Source organism: Nitrospiraceae bacterium (genome assembly GCA_019637075.1).
Classification (GTDB): domain Bacteria; phylum Nitrospirota; class Nitrospiria; order Nitrospirales; family Nitrospiraceae; genus JAHBWI01.
Genome location: JAHBWI010000004.1, coordinates 281,344 through 306,559 on the forward strand (window position 1 = coordinate 281,344; position 25,216 = coordinate 306,559).

Annotated in this window: 20 protein-coding genes and 1 pseudogene; 17 read left to right on the top strand and 4 right to left on the bottom strand. The window is 59.6% G+C overall.

All coding sequences use genetic code 11. The features are described 5' to 3' along the window. Window positions 1-28 precede the first annotated feature (28 nt). From KF814_12570 to KF814_12620, 11 genes and pseudogenes are all read left to right on the top strand, one after another. Window positions 29-580, top strand: a complete 552-nt coding sequence (locus tag KF814_12570; protein ID MBX3236980.1) for a hypothetical protein — start codon at window positions 29-31, stop codon at window positions 578-580. Between the two features lie 10 nt (window positions 581-590). Beyond that, window positions 591-911 (top strand): hypothetical protein, encoded by a 321-nt coding sequence (locus KF814_12575; GenBank protein MBX3236981.1) that lies wholly within the window; start codon window positions 591-593, stop codon window positions 909-911. A gap of 75 nt (window positions 912-986) precedes the next feature. Further along, the gene (locus KF814_12580; protein ID MBX3236982.1) at window positions 987-5,402 is read left to right on the top strand and encodes a hypothetical protein; all 4,416 of its coding nucleotides are present in this window, start codon (window positions 987-989) and stop codon (window positions 5,400-5,402) included. Then, entirely contained in the window at window positions 5,387-6,430 is a 1,044-nt protein-coding gene (locus tag KF814_12585; GenBank protein MBX3236983.1) for a hypothetical protein, read from the top strand. Before KF814_12580 ends, KF814_12585 begins: the two co-directional genes overlap by 16 nt. Before the next feature lie 117 nt (window positions 6,431-6,547). Continuing rightward, window positions 6,548-7,483 (top strand): annotated as a pseudogene (locus tag KF814_12590) (PhoH family protein). Between the two features lie 125 nt (window positions 7,484-7,608). Beyond that, window positions 7,609-8,079 (top strand): rRNA maturation RNase YbeY, encoded by a 471-nt coding sequence (gene ybeY / locus KF814_12595; protein MBX3236984.1) that lies wholly within the window; start codon window positions 7,609-7,611, stop codon window positions 8,077-8,079. Between the two features lie 56 nt (window positions 8,080-8,135). Then, window positions 8,136-9,050, top strand: coding sequence for a signal recognition particle-docking protein FtsY (ftsY, locus tag KF814_12600; GenBank protein MBX3236985.1), 915 nt, complete (start codon window positions 8,136-8,138; stop codon window positions 9,048-9,050). Window positions 9,051-9,198: 148 nt separating this feature from the next. After that, window positions 9,199-9,984, top strand: coding sequence for a response regulator (locus KF814_12605; protein MBX3236986.1), 786 nt, complete (start codon window positions 9,199-9,201; stop codon window positions 9,982-9,984). A 33-nt stretch (window positions 9,985-10,017) separates the two neighbouring features. After that, a complete protein-coding gene (locus KF814_12610) occupies window positions 10,018-12,216 on the top strand; it encodes a hypothetical protein (GenBank protein MBX3236987.1) in 2,199 nt (732 codons plus the stop codon). After that, a complete protein-coding gene (locus tag KF814_12615) occupies window positions 12,203-13,339 on the top strand; it encodes a PD40 domain-containing protein (protein ID MBX3236988.1) in 1,137 nt (378 codons plus the stop codon). The genes KF814_12610 and KF814_12615 overlap by 14 nt, the downstream gene beginning before the upstream one ends. Window positions 13,340-13,480: 141 nt before the next feature. Further along, window positions 13,481-14,503 (top strand): phosphatase PAP2 family protein, encoded by a 1,023-nt coding sequence (locus tag KF814_12620; protein ID MBX3236989.1) that lies wholly within the window; start codon window positions 13,481-13,483, stop codon window positions 14,501-14,503. Between the two features lie 34 nt (window positions 14,504-14,537). Here KF814_12620 and KF814_12625 read toward each other — a convergent pair whose 3' ends face one another. From KF814_12625 to KF814_12640, 4 genes are all read right to left on the bottom strand, one after another. Continuing rightward, the gene (locus KF814_12625) at window positions 14,538-16,337 is read right to left on the bottom strand and encodes a glycosyltransferase family 39 protein (protein ID MBX3236990.1); all 1,800 of its coding nucleotides are present in this window, start codon (window positions 16,335-16,337) and stop codon (window positions 14,538-14,540) included. Then, a complete protein-coding gene (locus KF814_12630) occupies window positions 16,337-16,642 on the bottom strand; it encodes a lipid-A-disaccharide synthase N-terminal domain-containing protein (protein ID MBX3236991.1) in 306 nt (101 codons plus the stop codon). The genes KF814_12625 and KF814_12630 overlap by 1 nt, the downstream gene beginning before the upstream one ends. Before the next feature lie 21 nt (window positions 16,643-16,663). After that, window positions 16,664-17,398: a glycosyltransferase family 2 protein gene (locus KF814_12635; protein MBX3236992.1), complete on the bottom strand. Its 735-nt coding sequence runs from the start codon at window positions 17,396-17,398 to the stop codon at window positions 16,664-16,666. Between the two features lie 221 nt (window positions 17,399-17,619). Next, complete coding sequence (locus tag KF814_12640; GenBank protein MBX3236993.1) at window positions 17,620-18,186, bottom strand: hypothetical protein; 567 nt, start codon at window positions 18,184-18,186, stop codon at window positions 17,620-17,622. A gap of 166 nt (window positions 18,187-18,352) precedes the next feature. On the opposite strand from KF814_12640, the gene KF814_12645 reads away from it, so the two are divergent. The 6 genes from KF814_12645 (at window position 18,353) to KF814_12670 (ending at window position 25,214) form a co-directional block, all read left to right on the top strand. Next, window positions 18,353-19,828 carry a class I SAM-dependent methyltransferase gene (locus tag KF814_12645; protein MBX3236994.1) on the top strand — a complete coding sequence of 492 codons (1,476 nt, stop codon included), beginning with the start codon at window positions 18,353-18,355 and terminating at the stop codon, window positions 19,826-19,828. Window positions 19,829-20,100: 272 nt separating this feature from the next. Then, a complete protein-coding gene (tatA, locus tag KF814_12650) occupies window positions 20,101-20,376 on the top strand; it encodes a twin-arginine translocase TatA/TatE family subunit (protein MBX3236995.1) in 276 nt (91 codons plus the stop codon). Window positions 20,377-20,492: 116 nt separating this feature from the next. Beyond that, entirely contained in the window at window positions 20,493-20,792 is a 300-nt protein-coding gene (locus tag KF814_12655; GenBank protein MBX3236996.1) for a twin-arginine translocase TatA/TatE family subunit, read from the top strand. A 259-nt stretch (window positions 20,793-21,051) separates the two neighbouring features. Further along, window positions 21,052-22,722, top strand: coding sequence for an alginate export family protein (locus tag KF814_12660; GenBank protein MBX3236997.1), 1,671 nt, complete (start codon window positions 21,052-21,054; stop codon window positions 22,720-22,722). 82 nt (window positions 22,723-22,804) lie between these two features. Continuing rightward, complete coding sequence (locus KF814_12665; GenBank protein ID MBX3236998.1) at window positions 22,805-23,233, top strand: hypothetical protein; 429 nt, start codon at window positions 22,805-22,807, stop codon at window positions 23,231-23,233. A 100-nt stretch (window positions 23,234-23,333) separates the two neighbouring features. Beyond that, entirely contained in the window at window positions 23,334-25,214 is a 1,881-nt protein-coding gene (locus tag KF814_12670) for an ATP-dependent DNA helicase RecQ (GenBank protein MBX3236999.1), read from the top strand. Window positions 25,215-25,216 lie beyond the last annotated feature (2 nt).

The following is a 25,216-nucleotide window of genomic DNA, read 5'->3' on the forward strand; positions in this document are numbered from 1 at the left end:
CGGTTTCCGAAACGACCGGGGCATTGCCATGTTAACGGTCATGCTCTTGTTATTGATTCTAACCGTGTTGGGTATCGCCGCCGTCACGGTGACCGGGTTGGAAAACCGAATGGCCGGCTTCTTCCGAACTGGCGAGGCCGTCACGGCTGCGGCCGATTCATGCGAGGGGACGGCGGCAAACATCATTCAACAAACACTGACACCTCCGGGGACGCTGCCTGCTGCCTTCTTGAGCACGGCGGCTCCTCCGGGACCGGTTCCGGTGGCGAATGGACCCACGCTGTATGCCGAAATCTATGGATACAATTTGCCTTCTCCTCCGGCAGCGGCGAACACGCCGGCGGAAAATTACAGTGACAGTGCCAACACCGCTCCGAATTTCACGCTGGTGAACATGCCGGGGTTCACGGTCAACGGCGACATCGATTTGCTCTACAAACACAACAAACCAGGGACGCCGGTGGTTGAGCATGTCTACCGCATCACCTGCATGGCCAGCAATGCGGCGACCGGGGCGAACAGCACCGTCACGTCTGTCTACGCGTGCACCCAGAATGAAACCTGCGTCAAGAAATTCTAGGAGGTGGAGTATGACTGCACGGAGCACATTCATTCTCCTGGCGATGAGCTTGATGTTGTGTGCATCGGGACCGTTGGGCTCTATGGGATTTGCACAAGAAACCATCAAACTGCCGTTTCCGACCGTCGGATTCCAGTCCGGGTCGGTTGACGAGGTTCACGGCTCTTCGATTCGTATCGACGGGAGAACCTACACCATGAAATCGGACGTGATCGTGGTGGATCACAAGGGGCGCGAGTTGCAGCTGGAACGCATCATTCCCACGTCGATGGCCAAGTTTCATTTGAAGGAGGGCCACATCGATAAGATGGTGGTCACGCTTCCGCAATAGGCAACGATCTTCTCTCAACCTGTAGCCGACGATGAACGGCTGGTTGTCTTGATTGAGACGAGGAGGAGTACACACATGAAACGACACACCATCACTGCCCTGACCCTGGCGATCACGAGCGGACTTGGTGTGCTGCTGAGCGCGGGGGAGAGCCGCGCCGTGAGCAATGCCGATTATACGGCGACGCCGCCGTTCGTTTCGAACGCGACGACCCCGAACATCATCATCATCATGGACAACTCCGGCAGTATGAGCAACCTGGGCAATTGCGACGGCACCGATGACGGCGACTGTGTGGATTTTTCAGGTTCTTCAATCGATAAAGCTTTTACGAACACGACCAACTGGGGTGGGTACTTTAACAGCCTTACTTGCTATACCTACGACACGACCGACACGCGGTTTGAACCCGCCTCCTCCAAAGCGACACTCGCCGATCTCTGTCCCGATACGCAATGGGACGGCAATTTTCTGAATTGGGCGACGCTTCGCAGGTTTGATGCGGTCAAGAAGGCGATGAGCGGGGGAGATTGTATTGTGACCAGAGCGGCGGATGGAACCTGTCCGGCCAACGGGACGCCGGCCTTGAAGACCGTCACAGCTCAGGGGACCGGCGTGAATACGCAGGCAGCATCGGTCAGATACAACGCTGGAACCGGCGCCAATACGTATGTCGGCCGGATCCCGCTCGCGGATCGGTCGGGCAACAAGGACCCAATCTACATCCATACCGACGCGGCCTATTTCTGTGTCGATGACGACAACAGCTTCAACAGCAATTGTGGCGACTCTTACAGCGTGAGAAAGTATCTGCTGAAAATCGGGTATGCATCGGAACCGACCGGCGTGATTCAGCAGATCGGTTCGAAGGCCCGATTCGGGCTCATGGAGTTTAAGTCTTCTTCGGTAGGCGCGCGGATGCTGGTAGGTGTCGGCGCTCGGCAATCGATCGACTGGTCGGGCACGGTCGTCGAAACGTTCAATACCAACACAGCTGCGATGGTTGATGCGGTTGGGGAGTCATATCCCTATACCTGGACGCCGTTGAGCGAATCGCTCTATGAAACGGCTCGCTACGTCGCGCAAATCAATTCCACCTATTCGAGCACGTCATATGTCTATCCGATCGCCTTTGCAGGCGGTATTTCAAACGGCGTCAACTTTGCCACGAGCGGGGTCGGTTCCATCGGAACGAGTGAGATTACGGCATTAGGGGCCTCGGAATCCTGTCCATCCGGCTATATCAGCAACGCCTGCGGGCGAGATCCATATTTTTATGGCCAGAACCATACGCCTGCCTGGTCCAGCACTTCGCAATTGGTTAACTGCTGCAAGACCTTCGTCATCATCTTCACCGACGGAGAACCGACGCAGGACCAGAACATTCCTGCGGCGATGCAGGACTATGCGCACGCCCGTCACGGCGTACATTGCACGGGAAGCGACAACGGTGTCCCCTCCCGACCCATCGACGGGACTTGCAACACCAACGCAGCGACTCCGTTCAGTGACCTGCTCGCGGAACACAAGACCGACTATGCCAGCAGCGGCAGCCACTTCCTCGACGATGTGGCCTACTGGGCTCACACGAACGACCTTCGTCCCTGCAATGGTAGTGCGGACGGCACCATCAACGTGTTGGCAGTGACCGGTCACTGTTTGCCCGGGACACAGAATCTGACCGTCTACACCTTCTTCGCATTCGGCAATATGAATGGGCGAGGCATTCTTTCCCAGACCGCTCGGTTGGGTGCATTCGAGGATTCGAACGGTGACGGCATTCCCCAGACTAGCGAATGGGATAAGGAGAACAACTATTCCGGAGCGGCCACCCCGGACGGCATTCCCGACGCGTATTTTGAGTCTTCCAATGTCGACGATCTTCAGGACAAGCTGCTTGCCACGATTGCCAGCATTCTTCGGCGCAGTTCGTCCGGTTCATCGGTCTCGGTGCTGGCGACGGCCAATACGGGTGAAGGAGCGTTGTATCAGTCATATTTCTATCCGAGCACGATCGAACCCTCGACCCTGAGCGACATCCGATGGACCGGTTATACCCAGTCGCTCTTTATCGACACCTTCGGCAACACGCGCGAAGACACCGATCAGGACGGCAAGCTGAACTACGTGCGCGATTTGATCGTCAAGACCCGTTTTGACAGCGTGGCGAATCAGGTCAAAGTGGACAAGTATATCGATACGAACGGAGACGGGTTGCCCGATGATCGTACCGGAGATGGATTGGTCACGTCGGCCGACTGTTACGTCTGCGGTCAAACACTGGCGGACATCGTCCCCCTGTGGGAAGCGGGGAAACAGTTGGCACTCAAGGACGCGGCCACACGTAGCATCTACACGTGGGTGGATTCCGACCATGACGGGATCGTCGATTCGGGTGAGCAAATCTCCTTCGATACCGCCAACGAGGCGACTCTGCGCCCGTACTTGCGTGCAGCGACAAGCGCGGATGGGACCAAGATCATCAACTTCGTTCGGGGCTGCGACCCCTCGTCCTGTGCGGAGCAGGCGGCGACGAGAGATCGACGGTTGCAGGTTCCCCCGACCAGTGGGACGCTGAAGGTCTGGAAACTGGGCGATATCATTCACTCTACCCCGACCGTCGTCGCGTCGCCGAAAGATCGCTATGACGCCGTGTATGGCGATGAATCTTACTCAGCGTTCTTGCAGCACTACTACAACAGGCGCCAAGTTGCCTACGTGGGCGGGAACGATGGGATGCTGCATGCATTCAACGCAGGCTTCTACCATCCCGGCGATGACTCCTCGACCACAGGAACCAACAGGGTCGAGCACGGGTATTTCACGCGAACAGCGACCGACAACTCCGGCGGGCCGGTGCTGGGTGAGGAATTGTGGGGGTTCATCCCGTATCAGCTGCTGCCTCAATTGGAATGGCTCACTCGGGCTGACTATCAGCACACGTATTATGTCGATTTGCCGATCAAGGTCGCCGATGTCAGGATCTTCGCCGCGGATACGGACCATCCCAATGGCTGGGGAACGATTCTCATCGGCGGGTTCAGAATGGGTGGCAGTTGCGGGGCCTGTACCTCGGGGACCGGCGCACCGCCTATGGTGGTAAACATCGGCGGTACCAACTATACGTTCTACAGCGCGTACTTTGTCCTGGATATTACGAATCCGGAGGTTGCTCCGAAGCTCTTGTGGTCGTTCAGTGCCTCGAACCTCGGTCTGACCACCAGCGTCCCGGCCGTGGTGCGGGTCAATCCCAGCGGGGATGCCGTGGCGAGCAATGCGAACGCCAAGTGGATGTTGGTCGTCGGGTCAGGACCGACCGCCTACGATGCCACCGTGACGCAAACCTCGAATCTGTTCGTGATCAATCTCGCGTCTGGACCCGGGAGCAACAATAGTTTGGTGACGACTCTGCCGGTCGGAAGCTTCAACTCATACATCGGTGACATGACGGCCTTCGACAAAAACCTGGATTACCGTCACGATGCCGTCTACTTCGGTCGCGTGATCAATGATGGATCGCTGCCCTGGAGGGGTAAGATCTATCGCCTGACTTTGGGTAAGAATCCGTCGACCGCAGCGTTTGGGACGTCCACGGATCCGGCTCAGTGGGGTATTGCCTCAGGAGGCAACCGAGTACCGACGGAGCTCCTGGATACCTTTGCGTCGGGGGCCGAAATGGGACCTGTGGCTGCTGCTCCTGCCGTCACGGTGGATGATGCCGCCAACGTCTGGGTATTTGCCGGCAGCGGCCGATACTACAGCGCGGCGGATAAGACCGACATGTCGACCCAGTACTTCGTGGGGCTCAAGGATTCCGTTCTGAACACGGGCTGTGACCAGACAGTCAGCATCATCAATTGCTGGACCAATGATTTGGTGGATATGTCGAACGTGACGGTATGTATGGTCGGCGTCGGTGACTGTGGTCAGTCGACGGGCACCAAGCAAGTCACCGGTCTGTCCGGAACCAATACCTTTACGGACCTGATCGGCGCGGTCAAGGCCAAGGATGGGTGGTACACGAAGATGTTGGAACCGGCCAGCCTGCCGACCTATCCGTCACCGTATGGGATCGGTGAGCGAGTCGTGAATAGTCCGACGGTCTTCGGCGGCATCGTGTTTTTCCCAAGCTTTATCCCGACGAACAATGTCTGCTCCTCGTCGGGCACCAGCCGGTTGTGGGCGCTGTTTTACAAGACCGGAAGCGCCTATCAGGAGCCGATCATCGGCACATCGGCCTCCGGGACCAACAAGAATGTCAACCGGTATGGCTCCCTTGGGGATGGGTTGGCGTTCGGCATCGTGGTGCATATCGGATCAGGTCGAGATGGGGGAAGCCCCTTTGGACTCCTGATCAACATGAGCCAGGGTAATTTCGGTGATTGTCCCACCTGCAACCCTGGAGGGAGCGGCGGGCCGATCAGTTCGAACATCGGGGCGAACGTCGCTATTGATCCCCGCAGTCGATACTTCTCATGGATGAACATGTAATGCAGATCGGCCTTGGCAATTCGGTGGAAAAGGCGGGGAGAGCGTTTCTCCCCGCCCAGCCCTCCATGCAGATGGGAGCCCTCTTGTGGAGCTTGGGAATCGCGCTCCTGTCCGGCTGTTCTTCCAGCGGCTCCCAGGACGACGTCACAAAAGGTGCGAATGTCTTGAACAACCAGCCGCCGGTTGTTCGCAAAGTCACCCTTGTCCCCACTCCCCTGACATTGGCTGGTCCGCTAGCCGTACAGATTGATGTCCACGACCCGGACGGACAGCAACTCACGACGCGTGTCCAGTGGATTGTGAACGGCGCGCCGGTCACGGGCGTGAACGGTCCCGAACTGCGTCCGGACCTCGTCAAACGCGGAGATATGGTGGCGGTTGAAGTCGTGGCATCCGATGGTGAAGCCGAAAGTGTGCCGTTCAGAACGGAGCCCGTCCAGGTGGTGAATACCCCGCCGATTCTGACCCGAGTCATGATAGAAGCCGACGGTCCTCAGGGGAGCAATCGTGTCCAGGCGAAAGTCGATGCGGCCGACCCCGACCGCGATGAAATTCAATACACTTACCAATGGTGGCATAACGACAAGCAGGTAACGGAAGGGACAGAGAACGCGTTGGATACGACGGGCTATGGACGAAAGGATATCGTCGGCGTCGAGGTGATCGCTCGAGACCAGGAAAGTGCGTCATTGGCCATGCGGGCTACGCCCATCGTGCTCGGCAATTCTCCTCCCGAAATCACGTCCAACCCCGCCGTATTGAACAATCGCGAGCAATATGACTATGCGGTGCAGGTGAAGGACATTGACGGAGACCCGATCACATTTGCCCTTGAAACCGCTCCTCCGGGCATGTCCATCGACAAGACGAGCGGCCAAGTCACGTGGAAGGTGACGCCGGGCCTTACCGGCACGCATCGGGTAAAGATCGTGGCAGAGGACGGTCAAGGGGGATCGACATGGCAAGAGTTCGAGGTCACGATACCGTCGACGGCTCAGACCGCGACACAGTCGTCACCCCAAGGCTGACGACTGCACGAGCCGATTCCTCCCTCCCGGACGCCATTGCCCATCTACTTGTTCCCCACTTTGCCGCTTTGTTAAAATCACCCTAACGATCCTGGCGAAAGGGGTGTACATTCCGGCGTGCGAAAACTCAAACTTCGCGAAGGTACGAATACAGCAGCCCTCTTCGGTCATCACGATCGGCACCTGAAGCTGATCGAGGAAGAGTTTGGAGTCCGGCTCTCAGCGCGTGGTGAGGAAGTCGCGATCGAGGGGATTCCGGATGCGGTGCGGCAGGCAGAGCGCGTGTTGAACGAGCTGGCCCTGCTGACGTACGAAGGCTACGAGCTCAAATCCGATGAAGTCAGTCATGCCCTGACGGCTCTCCGTCAGAATCAGGACGCACCCCTTAAAGAGCTCCTGTTCAGCGCCTCTCCTATCGTTACCAAAAAACGATTCATCGTTCCCAAGACGCCCACGCAGAAGTTTTATCTCGAGGCCATTGAAAAGCACGATATCGTGATCGGCATCGGTCCTGCGGGGACCGGGAAGACCTATCTGGCTATGGCGATGGCAGTGACGGCTTTGATGAAAAAGGACGTGAGCCGCATTATTCTGGCGCGGCCGGCCGTCGAAGCAGGAGAGAAGCTTGGCTACCTGCCGGGTGATATGTATGCCAAGGTCAATCCGTATCTGCGGCCGCTGTACGATGCCTTGTTCGACATGATGGATATGGAGCGGGCCAATCGATTGATCGAACGCGGAGACATTGAAATCGCGCCCCTGGCCTTCATGCGCGGGCGAACGCTGAACGATTCGTTCGTGATCCTGGACGAAGCGCAGAACGCGACGGCCGAGCAAATGAAGATGTTTCTGACCCGTTTGGGGTTCCATTCGAAGGTCGTGGTCACGGGCGATGTGACGCAGGTCGATCTTCCGCCCGACCGTGTCTCAGGGTTGATAGAAGTGCGGGAGATTTTGAAGGACATTTCCGGCATCGAGTTTGTGTATTTTGATGAGCGCGACGTGGTTCGGCACCGCTTGGTGCAGGACATCATCAAGGCCTACGATCAGCATGCATCTCATCGGTCCGGTGGAAGTGCCGCGCATAAGGACGGTGGCCGTGTCGGTTCACCAGGAAGCCGCCCGTCCGCGACTCCTCCCTCCCATCCTTCCAAACGCCCCTGGGGCCAGCCTCATTAATGCCTGTCGTGGTCGGGGCGCGGCTGAGGCGCAATGCGTTGCGTCTGCGTGCGCTTCAATCATTGGCCTGCCGTGTTCTGGATGCCGTGGGCGAATCCGACGCCTTCTTGAGTTTCGAAATAGTCGGCGATGCCCGTATGCGGGGATTGAATCGACGCTACCGTCGTAAGGATAAGACCACCGATGTGTTGGCGTTTGCCGCACGCGAAGCGCTGGGCCCGGCTTCTCCCGCATTGGGCGATGTGGTGGTTTCGCTTCCTCAGACCATCCGGCAGGCACGTGAACGCGGCCATCATCCCGATGTCGAACTGGCCGTGCTGCTGATCCACGGGGTGCTGCATCTCTGCGGATATGATCACGAGCGCAGCGAAGCGGAAGCGAGGCGGATGAAACGGCGTGAGGCCCGCGTCCTGGCGATGGTCGCTCCAATCCCCCGTCTCTTGCTATCTGGGTATCGCGTTCGAGTATGATGCAGTCCGCAGCGTGGGCTTCGCGTGCGTGACTGATGCCGAAAGGGGAGGGGCCGGTGGGTTGGTTTCAGAAACTGACGGCGGGTTTGACCAAGACGCGGGAGGCCGTGACGGGGCAGCTTGATCGGTTGCTCGGTAGGGCGGCTGATCCGGCGCTCTTGGACGAACTCGAGGTCTCGCTTATCGGCGCTGACTTGGGTGTGTCGGCCGTCGACCGGGTGATGACGACTCTACGTGCCCAAATGCGAGGCGGAAACTTTTCATCGGCCGAACGCGTGCGGGAGCAGTTGCGCAGCTCGCTGCTGGATATTCTTCGCCCCGCCCAGTCCGTATCGATCGACCAAGTGATCAGCCAGGGCCCGAAGCCCTTCGTCATTCTGGCGGTGGGAGTGAATGGGGTCGGGAAGACCACCACCATCGCGAAATTGACCCAGCGGCTGAAGCAGCAGGGACAGTCGCCGTTGTTGGTCGCCGGCGACACATTTCGCGCGGCGGCCATCGATCAGCTTCAAGTGTGGGCCGATCGTATCGGTGTGGAAGTGATTTGCCACCGCCCGGGAGCCGATCCCGCTGCCGTAGCCTACGACGGAATGACGGCTGCCAAAGCGCGAGGGGCTGGGGTCGTCTTGATCGATACGGCCGGCCGTCTACATACCAAGACCAACCTCATGGACGAATTGCGAAAGGTCAAACGAGTGATCGGCCAGGAGTGCCCCGGTGCCCCGCACGAAGTCCTGCTCGTGCTCGATGCGACGGTCGGGCAGAACGCCATTGCCCAGGCCAAGCAGTTTCATGACGCAGTCGGCGTCACGGGGATAGCCTTGACGAAACTCGACGGAACGGCGCGCGGCGGGATCGTCGTTGCGATCGCCGATACCCTCAAGATTCCGGTGCGACTGATCGGGGTGGGGGAAGCCGCCGAAGATTTGCAGGACTTTCGTGCCGACGCATTCGTCTCGGCCCTCTTCTAATGCCTCGCTGCCAAGGCGAGCCTTCCCTGTAACTCCTTCACTTTTCAGCTAATTCCTTCCCAGCCCTGCGTTTCCGTGCTAGCCTCAATTCCTGGTACATCGCCGGGAAACCCCGGAGTTATTTCTCAAAGAAGGAGTGCGACCGACTATGAGCACCCTCCTCGTAATCGACGACGACCGGCTTCATTGCGACCTCCTGCAGGCCGTGTTTGCGCGTCAGGGCTATCAAGTGATGACGGCCACCAGTGGTCGCGAGGGCTTGGCCTTATTCCAGTCCCATCGACCGCATGTCACCTTGCTCGATCTCAGGATGACCGAAATGGACGGTCTCACGGTGTTGAAGGAGATTCGTGCGCGCGATCCGCTGGCCGGTGTCATTATCATCGGCGGCGGCGCGACGGAAGATCAGGAGAATCAGGCGCGCGAGTTGCGCGTGACGGATTTTCTGCGCAAAGGTCTCTCGCTGGACGTGTTGATCGGGGCCGTGCATCGAGTGGCGCAGCAGGCCAGACGCACCCGCGAAGCCTCCGTAACGGCGGACACTGCTGTGGCCGACGAAGCGCCAACCGAGTCGATCTTGGTCGTCGATGATGAGGTGATGGTGCGGGACCTGCTCGTGCGGTTCTTGAGCTTGCGCGGCTACCGCGTGCATGCGGCCCAAGACGGTCGCGAAGCCCTTCGCATGATCGACCAGTTGAAGCCCGATCTGATCATGTTGGATCTCATGATGCCCGAGATGAACGGTGTCGAGGTGTTGCGTATCTTGAAGGAGAAGGAATACCCCGGCGGGACGATCATTCTGACGGGCAATCAGCATGAGGATATGCTGGGTACGGCCTGGGGCTTGGGCCCTCAGGAAGTCCTGCCGAAGCCCGTCGATCTGGAGCGAGCGCTCATGGCCGTTCAACTTGTGATGGTCTGCCGGGAGTGTTAAGCTGCCTCCTTCACACGGTGGTTGCGGTGAAGGGTGAAGTATCTGCGTCGGGTCATTGTCTGCAGTCTCCTCGGGCTTTCTGCCGTCTTCATTCCTCTCGCGGGTGATTCGCCCGCCGCATCCGACGATCCCACGATTCTCCACCATCGCCTGACGGTGGAACTCCGCCCCCCGACTCACGAATTGATCGCCACCGACCGTCTCACGGTGAAAGCCGGGCTCGCTGGCCGTCCGCTGGCCTTTTCACTCGCGCCGTCTCTTCGGGTGGAACGGATTGAAGTCGTCGGACCTTGTGCGGCGCCCTGCCGCACCGGAGATCGCCTCGACTTCCAATCCGTCGTGGCCCCTGACCAGCCCGGAATTCGGCAGGTCGTGGTGGCGTCGCCGCATTCACTCGGCAAAGAAGGCGGGGTCGAACTCGCAATTTCTTACCGGGGGGTGATCAACGACCCACCGCGCGACCCGCGACATCTCCGTTTCGTCACGCCGAGTGAAACGTCCGGCCACATCGGAGAGGACGGGGTCTACCTGAGCAGCGAGACCCAATGGTATCCCGATCTGGACGGTTCTTTGGCGACCTTTGAAACTACGATCAGTGTGCCCGAGGGGTGGGTGGCGGTGAGCCAAGGCGCAACTCAGGACCAAGGGCGGCATTGGACCGTCGACACGCGTAGCGAGGCCCTCACCGTCGTCGCCAATCGATTCGTTGTCAAAACCCGGGACTGGCAGTCACCCAGCGGCCAAGCCATTGAACTCGCGACCTATCTGTTCCCTGAGGATGCCGCGTTGGCGGACGAGTATCTCGATGCGTCCGCTCGCTACCTGGCCGCCTACATTCCAATTTTGGGGCCCTATCCCTTCTCGCGGTTTGCCGTCGTGGAGAATTTTTTCAGCAGCGGCCTCGGGATGCCGTCGTTTACGTTGCTGGGAAGCGGGGTGATCAAGCGGCATTACACGCAGCCTTATGCATTAGGACATGAGATCGTTCACTCCTGGATCGGCAACGGCGTGTTCAACCGGGTCGATCAAGGCAACTGGGTCGAAGGGCTCACGACCTATCTGGCAAACTACTACTATCACGAATTCACCGGTGACCTGGCTCAAGCGCGCGAGCAGCGGCGGCTGATGCTGCTGGGGTATGGCGTCTATGTCGGGGCGGCGCGCGATTATCCCGTCGGCGCGTTTACGCGCAAGAGCGATGAAAAGGACAACGCGATCGGGTACCAGAAGTCCGCGATGGTCTTCCATGCGCTCCGGCAAGAAATCGGTGATGCGCATTTCTGGAAGGGAATTCGGACACTCGTGGCCGAACACTTGGGCCGGCCTGCGGATTGGAAGGACATTGAACGGGTCTTTCAAGTCGTTGCAGGCCGTGATCTTCGGTGGTTCTTTGCCCAGTGGGTCGAACGTGCCGGGGCGCCGACTTTGACCGTAGAGTCGGTCGAAGTCCAGTCGAGGGATCGCGCATCCCAGGAGGAGCGAGCAACCCAAGTCGGCGTTCGGATCGCGCAGGGGACAACAGCCTTCCGTTTTCCGCTCGAACTCGAATTTGTCCTCGCCGGAGGAACGCTCCACCGTGCGCGTGTTCAAATTACTCAGCCGGCGGAGACCGCGACACTGACCCTGCCTGATCGGCCGGTCTCGGTTCGGGTCGACCCTGACCTGCAGCTTTTCCGGCGGGTCGCGCGTTCCGACATGAGCCCGATGTTGAACGTGTATGTGACCGACGACAGACGATCCGTGGTGATTCCTTCGGGGGCGGCGCCGAAGCCATCAGATCCGTTCGGAGAACTGCTTGCTCGCATCGCCGCGCAGGAGGCAAACAGGCCAGAAGGGGAACGGACCATTCAAATCGAAAGTGCGCGTCTGACGGGCACTCTACCCAGCGGGTCGATCCTGTTGTTGGGAGGGCCTGGCGAGAATCCGGCGGTCGCTGAGGCTGTGAAGGAGTGCGGGGGCCATATCGATCTGACTGAAAAAGGATTCGTGGCCGAGGGGCGTTCGTATGAGGGGCCGACCATGGCCCTGCTGGCCTCCTGCCGCCGGAAGGACGAACCAGACTCCGTGGTGACGATCCTCTACGGCGTGAGCCCCCAGGCGCTTCCTCGAGTCGCGAGGCTCTTGTTTTTTTATGGATGGCAGAGTTATGTGGTGTTTCACGAAGGCGCAGTCGTCGCTCGCGGCGACTGGGACGATAGAATGAACGCAGAGGTGCGGATTGAAACGAACTAAGAAGTTTTTGTGGGGTGTCCTGACGGGCCTGCTGTGCGGCATGTGTGTCGCCTACGTTTTTGCCGGAGAGTCTCCTGCACGGGCGAAGGGCAGCAAGGCTTCGGCGGCGGCTTCGGCCGAGCGCCATCTCAAGAATGTGCGGCAACTGACGTTCGGCCGGCAGAACGCAGAGGCCTATTTTTCCTTTGCAGGCAACAAACTGATCTTTCAGTCCACGAACAACTGGATGAAAGACACCTACGCCGCCGCGCTGAAGCCTGCGGATGAACCGTTGGGCTGCTACCAGATGTACATTATGGATCTGGACAGCGATAAGATCCGGTTGGTCAGCACTGGGGTCGGAGCCACGACCTGCGGTTACTTTTTCCCGGGGGATCGCCGGGTGCTGTATTCGTCCACGCATTTGAGAGGGCCGAATTGTCCGCCGAAGCCGAAACGCGACGGGGCCTATCGCTGGGCGCTCGATGACTACGATCTCTTTTCCGTCCGCATCGATGGGCTGGATCCCATGCGGTTGACGAACACGCCCGGATACGATGCCGAGGCCACGGTGTCGCCGGACGGCAAGACCATCGTCTGGACCTCCGTGCGAGACGGGGACCTGGATATCTATGCGATGGATTTGGACGGGAGGCATCCGCGTCGGCTGACTCAGGAAGTCGGCTACGACGGCGGGGCCTTCTTCTCACCGGACAGCAAGCGCATCGTCTATCGGGCGCAGCACCCGGAAAACCAGCAGGAGTTGGAACAGTATCAATCCCTGCTGGCGCAAAATCTGGTAGAGCCGGGTCGGCTCGAGTTGTTCATCATGAACGCAGACGGATCCGGTAAGCAGCAGGTCACCCGCAACGGGGCGTCGAATTTCTCTCCATTTTTTCATCCGGACGGCACGCGGGTCATCTTCTCGTCCAACGTGGAGACGCGCGGCGGCAGCGGACGGCCTGAGTTCCACCTCTACCTCGTCAACGAGGACGGGACGGGGCAGGAGCGTCTTACGACCGAGGGGCATTTCAACAGCTTCCCCATGTTTTCCCCCGACGGGAAGAAACTGGTCTGGGTTTCCGATCGCCACGCGAAGGAGCCGGGAGAGTTCAACGTGTTCCTGGCGGACTGGGTGCCTTGACGATGAAGTCCCGTTCGGTTTAGACAGGCGAGCTTCCGTGTCCTCCGTCCAATCGGATTCGGCATAATGGCCTTTCCACTATTCGCCTGCGGGGACTCGGATCCTTCGGCTCCAGACGGCAGGGAACCTCGCCCGGTTCCCATGCCTGTCTTGTCGGCCATTGCGTTCTCGGCGCTTGCGGCCTTCGGTTCTTTTCTCGTTCTTCTCCAGATCGATATTCCCCTCCTGCGGTTTCTACGGGCCCTGAACCTCTCGTCCGTGCAGCGGCTTGGCGATTGGGGCGAAAAACTTGGGAACGGGGGGACGCTGGTCGGGATCAGTCTGGCGATATTTGCGCTCGGCTGGTTTTTGAAGCGTGAGCGGTGGCAGCGAGTCGCCCTGGACAGTTTACTGGCCCATGGCGCGGTGGCTCTGGTCGTCAACGGGTTGAAGCATCTCATCGGCAGGCCCAGACCGCGGCTGACGCACGGTGATGATTGGCAGTGGTGGCCCTCCTGGGAATCGGGCATGGACTCGCTTCCGTCGGGGCATACGTCTGCAACCGTGGCGGTGGTGACGGTGTTAGTCCGGGGCCTTCCTCGTGCACGGTGGTTGCCCTTTGTGATTGCCGCTTGGGTGGCGGCAAGCCGTATCTGGCGCGGGTCGCATTTCCCGAGCGATGTGGCCGCCGGGATGGTTGTGGGCTATATGACCGGTACGGTCTTCAATGCGCCGCTGAAGTGGTGGTATCGGTCCGCAGCTCTGGGGCTGGTTCGCATTGCGCCGGTGGCCGTTGCCGTGGCGGGGTTGTTCTGGATCGTGTCTCACCGGGTGATCGATCCCGGCACCGACATGTTGCTGGTTGGATCGGGGCTTTTGCTTGTGGTGGCCGGCGCGAGCATCGGTATGCTCGGGCGGCGCAACGAGGGCTCGCACAGGAGCGGACTGGCCGCGCGTGTTCCCCTGGTCTGCCTCGGGTTGGGCCTCGGTGTGGCGACTGGGGCGCCGGTGATCATGGTCCTGTCGCTGCTGGTGTGCCTGGCGTGGCTGTTGGAAGGAAATCAACCGACCGAAGAAACGGTCCAAGCAGTGGCCGCTTGGCCGCAACCGGCTCTGTATGCGATGGGGGGGACCGCTGCGTTGCTGGTGATTTACCTGGTGAAGGGGCTTATCCCACTTCGCTGATCTTGGATCGGAAGGTCACCGCCTGACCTGCGGCTCAGTGGCCCGGGATGCGGATCCGAGGTTTCTCTTCCTGCTCCGGCACGTTGACCATCTCGCGATTAGCCAGCAACACGTACCCGAATCGTTCGAGGACGATCGGGTAGTCCATCGTCTCGAACGGCAACCGCCCGCGCAGGGCCGCCGGCAGGAGGAGCATTGTCTTACCCGGTTGAGCCAGGTAGGGCTTGATGTTGGCTTCCTCGTTCACCGGAATCATGATGGCCTTTCGTTTGGCGTAGAAGACCAGCGACGGTCGCGGCTGCCCGTATACGATGAGCCGATCGTTGGGACCAAGGTTCAACCCCGCCACTTCCGCCAGTTGCTGCGGCGGTTCGACGAAAAAGTAGCTCAGCATGGGCAGCGTCAATTGGGTCACCACCAAGACGACCAGCGCCAGCGATCCTCCGGCGGCCCAGAATGCGGCCGGCCGTCTCGTCTCGCTCAGTCCGAAATAGGCCACCAAGGCCATTCCCACCAAGAAGATGCTGGCGACTGCGTAAGGGCCTGGGCCAAGCGGCACATGCCCGGCGGCTGGAAACTCGTTCGTCATCTTCACGGCAAACTTGGCATAGAGCGGAGGTAGTGAGGCCATGGCAATGGCCAAGATTCCCCCGACGATCGTCACGGTATGGATGGCCGCGCGGGTACCTCGCGTGTTCGGGTCGGTGACGCACCGATTCCAATAGCTCGCTGTCAGCAGGGCGGCTGCTGGAAAGAGTGGCGCGATATAGTGTGGCAGCCGCGTCGAAGAGAGACTAAAGAAGATCAGCCCGCCCACCACCCAGACCGCGGCAAACCATTCGAGCGCGTGGAATGGCGTTGAGGCCGCAGCTTCCGAAGCAGGTGTGCCTGAGAAAAGACCGGCCCGCTTTGCTGCCCGCCATTCTTGAAAAGACCGGTACCAGGCATAGGGCAGCCAGCCGCTCCAGGGGAAAAACCCCACGAGGAAAATAGGGAGATAAAACAACGGCGTGCCCCCATGGCCTTCCATGGCTCCGAGAAACCGTCCGATGGTGTCACCTTGGGCGGAGGCAGCGTATCGCTCGCCATGAATGGTCCACATCATGATGTACCAGGGGAGGGCGAGGGCGACGAAGATCGCAAGTCCCACCACCGGAGATCCTTCTCGCCAGTAGAGCGCCCAGGAACGTGTGAACCAGAGGTACAGGGCGACGGCGAGCATTGGAATGAGGAACCCGACCGGTCCCTTGGTCAAGGTGGCCAGCGCCATGCCGAGGTAGAACAGCCAGATGCACCAGCGTTCCCGCCCTTTCCCGTACAGTCCGAGCCAGAAGCCGTACAGCGCCAATGTCGTGAAGAAGTTCAGGACACTGTCGGTCAAGGCCATGCGCCCGAGACCGATGATCTCGAGATTGAGCAACAACATACCGGCGCCGAAGAGCCCGACGACCGGTCCTCGACAGCGGGTCAAAAATAGATACTGGAGCAGAATTACGCCCACGCCAAAGACGGCGGACGGCAAGCGTGCCGAAAACTCCGATACGCCGAACAGGTGATAGGACAGGCTCATCAGCCAGTACACGAACACGGGTTTCGCGAAGCGCGGCTCATAGTTGAAGGTCGGGCTGACGTAGTTGCCGGTCTCGTACATCTCCCGGCCGGCTTCTGCATTGCGCCCCTCATCCCGGTCGGTCAGGCCGGTCGAGCCGAGGCCGACGAAAAACAGCACGGCCGACAACGCCAGCAACAGCACCAACACGATCGGTTGGATCGACCGATCCTCTTCGACGCTCGGCGCCTGAGGTGGGGGATGACCGTTGGTATCGGGGATCATTAGGACTTCATGCCGGGGGGCGATGTCGACTCGACCGCTGCAGAGGGCCGATGAATCAACATGAGGTTGCGAAGGTACACGACGCTGCCGATACTTTGCCCGGCGATAAATACCGGGTCATGACGGTAGATGGCATAGGCCAACGTGATCAATCCTCCGATCAGACTCATATACCAGAAGGCCACGGGGACCTTGCTGGCGGCGCTCCGTTCAGAGGCCAGCCACTGGATAATCCAACGGCCGAAAAAGAGCCCCTGGCCGAGGAAGCCGATCGCGAGCCACATGGTTTCGTTCGTGATGTTCATGGAAGGGTTGTGCGTCTCCGTTTACTGGCTGCGAAGACGATATTTCAACACCCGATGTTGCATCCAACGGACCGCGACCAGATCGTAGAGTCCTTTGAAGAGCCGATTCCCGACGCCGTACTTCGATACGCCGTGGGCCCTGGCATAGTGCCGCACCGGGACTTCGGTGACCGTGAAGCCGTGCATCAGGGCCAGGGCCGGAAAAAAACGGTGCATCCCCTCGAACAGTTGCATCTTTTCGACTACCGGCCGACGGAAGATCTTGAGGGAGCAGCCGGTATCGTGCACCCGGTCCCCGGTCACGGCGCTGCGAACCGTATTGGCAATCCGAGAAGAAATTTTGCGGGTCAGGTTATCGTGCCGGTCTTTGCGCCAGCCGCAGACCAAATCATGGGTACGGGTATGGGGCAACAGGGTTGCGATGTCCGCGGGATCGTTCTGCAGGTCGCCGTCGATCGTAATCACCAGCTCGCCGCTGGACCGTTTGAATCCCGCGTCGAAGGCCGAGGACTGTCCGTAGTTGCGGTCGAAATGGAAGACCGTCACCGCGCGATGCTGGGAAGCTAACCGGTCCAGCACCTCCGAACTTCCGTCGGTGCTGCCGTCGTCGATATAGACCAATTCATACGAGGCCGAGCGAGATTCCTCTCGGGCTTCGAGGACGTTCACCAGCTGTTCGGTGAGGGGGACCAGGTTCTCCCGTTCATCCTTGATGGGGATGACCACGGAGGCCCATGGGCGGGTCGCCACAGTCATGGAGCGGAGCAGTGTCCTTCACGCGGGGGTTGATTGCATCGCACGCCAGCATTCTACAGAAGGGGGGAACAACGGGTCAAACGCTGTTTCCCCGACGGGGCCTCGGCTGAAGTCGGTCGATGGCCACGACACGGTCGATCTGCACGGGGATCTGCGGGTCGTTCGAAAAGCAAGGCTCGATGGGACGGGCTGGATCTTGTTCCGTCGGAATGGCGTGGACGCTAAGGAGCGGGCGCAGATGGTTTCACCGAGGCGACCGAAAAGCGCATCGTTCCCATGAGAGTCGTATCGTTCATCTGCTCGCCGGCGTAGATTTCGACTTTGTATCGGCCGGGGCTCCAGCCGTTCTTGGGGGGAAAGAGTTTGAGGTATCCGGACTCATCCTCCAGCGCGATGTACATCGCATCTTCGGCGACGACCGTGCCGGGCAGGAGGCCCACGACCTGTTCGGGGTAGCACCGGCCGAAGATCTGAAAGGATTGATAGTGTTGGTGCAGTTCGAACACGATGAAGACCGGCTTGGCGCCGGCGGGGAACTGTTCGGTCGGCCGCACCGGGACAATCTCATGAGTCCGGCGAATCCCCAACTCCTCATCGAACCCTTCGGCAACCACGATTTTTCGGAACATGCCTTGCGGCGGGGCATCAAAACTATAGGGCTTCGTATTCTCCGTGCGGTTCTGGAATTCAGGAATCGGTACATTGTGGGTCAAGGGCAACTCGTCGGCCTCGGCGGATGGAGCCGCCACGAGGAGGATGCCGGCGATGAGTCCCAGCGAGAGTCTCATTCTGCTTAGGTACACTCCACCCCAGAGCGCTGTCAAGGAAGCGCCGAGCGCCTGGCCTGAACTCGGTTGCGGGTCAAATTTGCTTCCTGCTAGAATTTCCCTCTTTCGCCGCGTCCACGCGCTGTGGCGTGGCGTCGAGCTCGTATCACGTGTGACAGGGGGAATCATGGAACAACAGGTCGCCAATCAGCTCCAGGAACTCGACGCCCTTCCTCAGCCGCTGGGGGACTACAAGCCTGTCGACCAATGGCAGGCCCATATCAACGCGCTGTTCTACGGTCTGCGTGGAAATCAGCAGCGGAGTTTCTACCAGACGTTCGCGACGGCGGATTATCGCCTTGCCCACGCCTTGGCCGCCGACTATTACGACAAGGTCATTGCCCGCGAAAAAAACCTGAACGCGACGAAAGCCGAGGGGAAGGCGGAGGTTCAGCCCCAACCTGATATGCGGCCCTCTCTGACGGTGATGGAGTGGAGTCCCGGCAACGGGGCCATGGCCGCCTCTTTCCTGAGTCACCTCAAGCAGCTCGACGAGGGCGGGACGGTTTATCCCCGCGTACGGTACGTCATGGTCGATGCCTGGCAAGAGGCCTTGGATTGCGCCAGGACCCATCCGGACCTTGCAGAGCATCTCGGCCACATCGAAGTCGTGTGTGCGGACGTGCAGCACCTCGACATGATTGGGGACGGCACGGTCGATCGCATCATCTGCAACGAACTCTGGAACGAGCTTCCCACGAAACTGCTGGCGAAGAAGGGCGCGGAGTATGAAGAAGAATATCTTCGCCCAAATCTTAGTGAGCGGAAGGCCGCGTCTATACAGGACTGGTCGGGTTTCATTAAGGCATTCGACAGCGGGGATATCGAAGGTTTGAAGCGGTATCCAGCCTTCTTGGATGATCTGGTGTGGGAGCGCGAATACCGGAAGGTGGAATGGAAGGACGTACCCTTCCGGAAGACCATTACCGATTTCCTCAAGCGCATCGATGACGAGGTCTTGGTCCCCGTGAACGTCGGCGCCTGCAAATCCATCAAAGAGGCCAAACGCATTCTGGCACCGGGGGCGGTTGGCTTCAGCAGCTTTGACGCAGGCACGGCCGATATGGATGTGCTCAACGATCCGGAGAAGCCTTGCTACGGGCAATTCGGGGGGCTGTACAGTTTCATGGTCAACCTGGCTTTGCTTGAGGCGATTGCGAAGCACCTCGGTATTGCGGCAGTGAGCGTCGAAACCCAACGGGAGTTCATCGGGAACCGACTGGGGACAAACGTCATGACCCTCATGGATTTGCTCGCCTGTCATTCTCTGGCGGGCTCGAAAGCCGCATCCTGGGAATTGGATCGATTGACGATCCGAACAATTCGAGCCCTGAACGAAACCTACGAAAGTCCCTACCAGCGGAAGCTGGAGTTCCCGTTGCGCCAAGATATGCCGCAGGAGGAACGGGATGCCATGCAGGGGACGCTCTTGTCGCTGAAGCCCAATGGGGTTCCCGACACCATCGCCTACCTGACTGAAGACGAGTTGGCTCAAGCCGAACCGGCGTTGGAAGCGTTGGGATATGAGCGGGAGGCGATCATGATGTCGCTTGGGGCGCCTCCGAGTCCGGTTGAGTACCATCACTTTCGGTTTCGGGCCTAGCGGGTGCTATATAGGAGTTGAAGTTCACAAGCTCAAGCCTTGAAGTTTCCTAGAGAAAGAGCTTGACTAATGGTTTCAATTTCTATAGCCTCTCCCGCAATTTCCGTAACGGGACCACTCCTTTGGTTGTGCAGGAACGAAGGGGAAATCATACGGTCCCCCGGCGTCACATACTCTGTCCCCTCCACGTGACGTGTACGGTGTTCTGTTTGTCTGGGCGTGATCACGCAGTGAGAATAACGACACAGTTGTAACAAGGAGCATACAGCACCATGTTTGGTTCGTTTGGGTGGATGGAACTGCTGCTGATTCTCATCATTGTCTTGATCATCTTCGGCGCCGGTAAAATTCCGCAACTGGGCGAGGGATTAGGCAAGGCAATCAAGGGGTTCAAGAAATCGGTCCATGAACCGGATGCCATCGATGTCACGGCGGCGGGGCCCGAATCCCAGCCGGCACAACCGGCGGCACAGATCCAGCAAACACCACAGACGGTGGCCCCTCCGCCTCAACAGGCCGGAGCCGCTCCGCCGCCACGAACCTCGTAGGGATAACCAGAGAGGCGCGATGAGTTTTGCGTCACGCGTGATGGGAATCCAGGGGTTCTCGCAGGGTCAGCCATCATGCTTCACGCCTCACGCTTCACGTTGTACGGGTGAAGTCGATGTTTGGTCTAGGCGCCGGCGAAGTTCTCATTATCCTTGTCATCGCGTTTCTTCTGTTCGGGCCGAAACAGTTGCCTGAAATCGGGCGGCAGGTTGGGAAGGCCGTCAAGGGTTTTAAGGAAACGGCGGAGGATCTGAAGAAGACGGTTGAGCCCGAGCTCAACATGATCCAGTCCGAAATGAAGATGGTGGAGCAGGACTTCGAAGCCTCCATGAAGGAGGCTGAGGAAGAAATCAATAACGCCACGTCGGGCGTAGAGAAGGGAGCCGAAGAGTCTAGTCTGCCCAAGCAGGCCTAATTATCCTATCTTTTCCCTCTACGTCTGTTGAAGGGAGGTGACCACAGTCAACAGCGCACAGAGAACATGCTCGATTCGGTGACGTCGTCTGCGGAGACAGGCGGCGCAGCAGGCTGGATGGTGGGCACCAGGAGTTCCAGCCGATGCCGAACGACACACCACATTTGTGCTTCATCGTCAGTAGCGGTTGGATGAACGAACGGCGGCTGGAGTGAGTGGGTACACGGAAAGCCGCCATCCAATTCACAGGAGGAACGCTATGAGAAGCATCCACGGACGGACGCGGTGGTCCGGTTTGGCCACCATGATGGGCGCTGCAGCGGCTGCGGTCCTGCAGTTCCTGACCTTGCCGGCTTTTGCCGGATTCGAGTTACCCCCGGGCGAACGCATTACGAACCTGCCCGCCATCCCTCGGGCCATGCCGCAGAAGGAAGCCTACGAAATCTACGATCCGGTCATCGGCCGGAACTTCGACGTGAAGAACCTCTGGATGCGCGCCGATCTGCGCGTGCGTCCGGAAATGCGGAACAACACCTGCTTCGGCCAGGCCATCAATACCAACGGGTCATGTAACACGTTCGGCACCAAGGGCAATGCGGGCGGTGTCGGAGGCCAAGTTGGTAACAAAGGCAACGATTTCTTCGTGCAACAGTGGATGCGGTTGGGTATCGGCTATGACCTCTCGCCCGACGTCAATTTCTACGTGGAAATCATCGACAGCGCCACTTGGGGTGGGAACGGTTCAGCGGTCAATGCCGGCAATGGTGGCGATCCACTCAATCACCAATGTTCGACGACTGCGACCGGCGCGTGCCGCCTAGGCGTCCGGGCTGCCTACATGTTGGTCCGGAACCTGGCCGACGTGCAGGGCTTGAGCATGAAGGTCGGTCGTCAGTATGTCGTGTTCGGCAACCACTCCCTGTTCGGTCACTTTGACTGGGCCAACACCGGCTATAGCCATGACGGTGTGATGTTCGCCTATCAGACCAAGGGCTGGGACAGTTACTTTGGTTGGTTCCGCAATTCCGAGTCGGATCTGAACCAGGCTGCGGCGGTCGGAAGCGGATCCGGCAACATCGCCGGCACCGGCAATCGCGATGCCAACCGCGACGCCGACATGTTCATCTTCTACAATCAGTTGAAGATGGTTCCCGGCATGGTGATCGAGCCGTTCTACATGTATTACAAGAACAATTATGCGTCGGCCGACAACGCGGCCTTCGGATTGGGCACGGCCAAGCACTCGAACCAGACTCGCCACATGGTCGGGAACCGGATCGAAGTGCGCAAGGGCGGATTCGATTTCAGCAACGAGATCGCGTGGCAGTTCGGGCAGATGGGCCAGGCCGGTGCCTGCCAAGGCGAGCAGAAGTGCTTGCACATCAACGCTTGGGCGACCAGAAACTGGATCGGTTATACATTCTATGACTCGGCGTGGAAACCGCGGTTGGCCTTCAATTTCGACTATGCCTCCGGCGACGGCCGCTCGAACAAGTGCGGCGCGGGCGCGGCGGCCGGTTCCTGCACCACGGCCAATACGTTCGAAAACTTCTTCCCGACGAACCACATCCATATGGGCTACATGGACGTGATGGCGTGGAAGAATATGCTGTCTCCTTCCGTCAACTTCCAGGCGAGGCCTTCGGCTCGTGACCACATCGAACTGTGGTATACGAACATGAACCTCGCCAGCTCTCAGGATTGTTGGTATCGCGCGGCGCAAAACTGCTACGTGTTTTCGAATGCCAACAACACCAAGAAGCACATCGGCGACGAAATCGATGTGAGCTGGACCCGCATGTTCGCGGACGGCAAGGTGGCTTTCCAGGCGACCTACGGCACGCTGTTCAGCGGCGGCTATCTGACCAGCACGTTGAATCAGCAGGTCAACCAGCACTGGGGCTATGTCCAGCTCTGGATGAATTTCTAGGACGAAGCGATCAGCCGACAGCTTTCAGCCGACAGCTTACTGCTGATAGCTGATAGCCCAAGCTTAGAAAAAGGAGACCATGATGAAGAATCTGTTATCGGTGACGCTGGGCGTCGCGGCACTGGCTGTGGCCGGTTTGCCGACCGTCGGGCAAGCACAAGTTGCGGATGCGATTCAAGCAACCAATGATGCGGTGGTCGAGCTGACCGATGCCCCCGGGCTGGGGAAGCGGACGACCGTCGATGTCACGAAGCGTTGGGGCTCCGATCGTACGGTGATCGACAGCGCCACGGCCAAGCTGGAAGATGCACTCAGCAAGGCCCAATCGGGTGGCGCGCCCAACGGCGCGATCCACCAGTTGAAGATGGCCACGGCGTACGGCAAGGCTCGGTTGCACAAGGAAGCCAGGCTTTCAGCGCAGGGCGCCTTGTACCACCTGTGCCAAGCGAACCAGAGCCAGGGGCCTGGCTGCGACACGGTGCCGAAGTTCGGCAGCTACACCGCGCCATAACCACTCGAGAGATATGAACCACCGCCTGTCCGGTGATCGATCTCCTCGGACAGGCGCCTAAAACTGATCCCCGCCGCGGGAGAACCCCCGGCGGGGATCGTTGTTTCAGCCCCTGCGTATCGTGACCGATCTCACAGTCCTGCTCCAGCAACGATTCGGCTTTTCTGCTTTCCGTCCTGGCCAGCGCGAGGTCATTGACGCCGTCCTTGCCGGGCATGATGCGCTGGCCGTGATGCCCACCGGCCAAGGCAAATCGCTCTGCTATCAGCTTCCGGCCACCCTGTTGCCCGGCGTCACGCTGGTGATTTCTCCGTTGATCGCGCTCATGCGGGATCAGGTCGAGGGGCTGACACAACGAAACATCCCGGCTGCGGCGTACCACTCTGGCCTATCCGATGAAGAGCGCGAGCGAGTCATCGCCCAACTGACGCGGCGACGCCTTCGCTTGCTCTTCGTCGCGCCGGAGCGGGTGCAGCACGACCGGTTCCTGGCCATCCTCCGCTCACTTCATGTGTCGCTGCTGGTCGTCGACGAAGCCCACTGCGTCTCCCAGTGGGGCCATGATTTCCGGCCGGATTATCTAAAGGTTGGTCGCTTGCGGCGCGATTTGGGTAACCCGCCCTGCCTTGCCCTCACCGCCACCGCGACGTCGCGTGTCCAAGACGACCTGTGCGAGCGATTGTCGCTTCGTGCCCCGTTCCGGCTCGTCACCGGCTTTCGGCGTCCGAATCTCGCCTTGACGGTCGAGCACTGCGCCTCCCGCCAAGAGAAGCTCGCACTATTGGATCAGCTGGTGCGGCAGCACGACACCGGATCGATTTTAGTCTATTGCGCGACGCGTCGTTCGGTGGAGGCGGTCGCATCGTGGCTGGGACAGATGCATTCCGGGGTCGGCTATTACCATGCCGGCCTGTCCGATGAGGACCGCAGGGCCGTGCAGGACGAGTTTCGCACAGGCCGGCTCCGCATTCTGACCGCTACCAACGCATTCGGCATGGGTATCGATAAGGCGGATGTACGCTTGGTCGCACACTATGAAATCCCGGGGAGCCTGGAGGCCTACTACCAGGAAGCGGGACGTGCGGGGCGGGACGGTCAGCCGGCAACCTGCGCCTTGCTCTTCCACGAGCGGGATGTGGCCACCCAGGAGTATTTCATCCGGCAGGCCGACAATGAGAGTGTTTCAGGTGAACGAGCCGGACGAATGAAGACATTGCTGGCGGATCTGCTGACCTATGTGTCGACGTCGAAATGCCGACAGGTCGCGGTGCTCGATTATTTCAGCGATACGGAAGAATCGGCACTCGGCGCCTGTGGTGTGTGCGATCGCTGCGTGCAACCGGCCGCGCCTGCCGATGGAGCGGGGCACGACGAAGCGACGGGTGGAACCGCCGTGCTGACGGCGGTGTCTTGGTGCGGTGGGCGATTCGGCACGAGCCGTATCGTCGAACTGCTTCGCGGCGGGCGCTCAAAGCCGCTTCTGGCAGCCGGCGTGGAATCATGTCCTGTCTATGGTTTCTATCAGGCTCAGTCCAAGCTTGCCGTCACTCGCCTGGTGAGAGAGTTGCTCGAAGCCGGATTTCTGGGCGTTCAGGGGGCCGAATACCCTACGCTCGAACTGACGCGACAGGGACGCGAGGTGTTGCAGGGGCTGCGTCCTCTGCCGTCAGCGCCGTCGATGATGAAGACGGTCGATATCCACGTAACCGAGCCTGCGCTGCAAGTCCCTGCAGCCACGACGTATCAGCCTGCCGTCCCGGTTGATCGAGTCCTGTTTGAGCGCCTTCGCCAGTTACGGATGGAACTCGCACAGGAGGAAGGGGTCGCGCCCTTCGTCATTTTTCATGACAAGACCTTACGAGCCATCGCCGGGCACAAGCCCGCCACTCTCAGGGCGCTGCGAGAGATCTCTGGAATTGGAGAGGTCAAGGTCGAACGTTACGGTCGCCGAGTCCTGGAGGTGGTGACAGGGGCCCCATGATC